Annotated in this window: 1 protein-coding gene and 1 pseudogene; both read right to left on the bottom strand. The window is 35.8% G+C overall.

The window, feature by feature from the left end; genetic code table 11:
- Positions 1-36: 36 nt before the first annotated feature.
- Positions 37-804 carry an IS21-like element helper ATPase IstB gene (gene istB / locus OWO01_RS15935; protein WP_268781450.1) on the bottom strand — a complete coding sequence of 256 codons (768 nt, stop codon included), beginning with the start codon at positions 802-804 and terminating at the stop codon, positions 37-39.
- A gap of 1 nt (position 805) precedes the next feature.
- Positions 806-1073, bottom strand: a pseudogene (locus OWO01_RS15930) (IS21 family transposase); the annotation flags it as partial.

Below are 1073 nucleotides of genomic sequence, written 5' to 3'. Positions count from 1 at the left end.
TGTATTTGTCAATTGAAAAGTGAACCATATGTTAATTTAATTTTGCACCACTTGCTCACTTTCTGATTTCAGCCATTCTGCTGTTTCACGCATCCGATAAGAATTCCCATTCATGTTTAAAACATAAGATCTATGTGTTAAACGGTCCGTTAAAGCTGCGGTTAAGACAGAATCGTGAAAGATATCTTGCCAATTAATAAAAGACAAATTACTCGTTATTATCGTTGACTTTCTTCCAGCTCTTAAAGATAAATGGGAGAAAAGTAATTCTGCGCCTTCTTTATCAAATGAAATATAGCCCAATTCATCGAGAATGACGAGGTCATATTTCTCGAATTTCAATTCAAAGCTACGTAACGTTCGTTCTGAACGGTGTTCTTTTAATTGATTAATAAAGGAAGGTACCGTTGCGAAAAACACACGATATCCTGCCAAACAAGCCTCCATTCCTAATCCAATGGCCATGTGGGATTTCCCTGTTCCTGGCGGTCCAGTTAAAATGATATTCTGGCCTTTTTCTATGAATGCTAATGATTTTAGTTCTTTCAGCTTTGCTCTTGCTTGTTCCGGTAATGCTTCGGTGACAAGCTCATCTAACAATTTCTTTTGTGGGAAATTCGCTGCACGTATACGATTTTGTTTTGCGCGTATGGAGCGATCTGCCTTCTCTTGCGTAAACACTTGGTATAAAATATCATAAGCCTCTTCTTCGTTTTCAAATGCATCAGAAGACTTTATCAGTCTTCTGATACTTGGTAATCTTAATTCTTTACATAATTCAATTAACGTTTCTTTCTTATCCATCTCACATTACTCCTTCACGATAAAAAATAGATTCATAGGCTTTAAGATTCGCTTCCGATTGTTTTTCAATATCATTTTTCATCCGTGGATCATTTATGCTATCCACGTTGTCTTCCTGTTCACAAATGAATTGAATACGTTCCATCGATATATCAGAAGAATGAAGTTCTTCAAGCTTCTTGATGGCTTTTAACACATCTGGTAAGTTATCTTTTGCCTTCACATATTCGAGTAATGCTAGAAAATCTTTTTCCTTTCCGATATAATAA

It is taken from the genome of Natronobacillus azotifigens (assembly GCF_026805325.1).
Taxonomy (GTDB): domain Bacteria; phylum Bacillota; class Bacilli; order Bacillales; family Amphibacillaceae; genus Natronobacillus; species Natronobacillus azotifigens.
The sequence above is the reverse complement of the archived record's forward strand: the minus strand, read 5'-3'. Positions and strand labels throughout refer to the sequence as shown.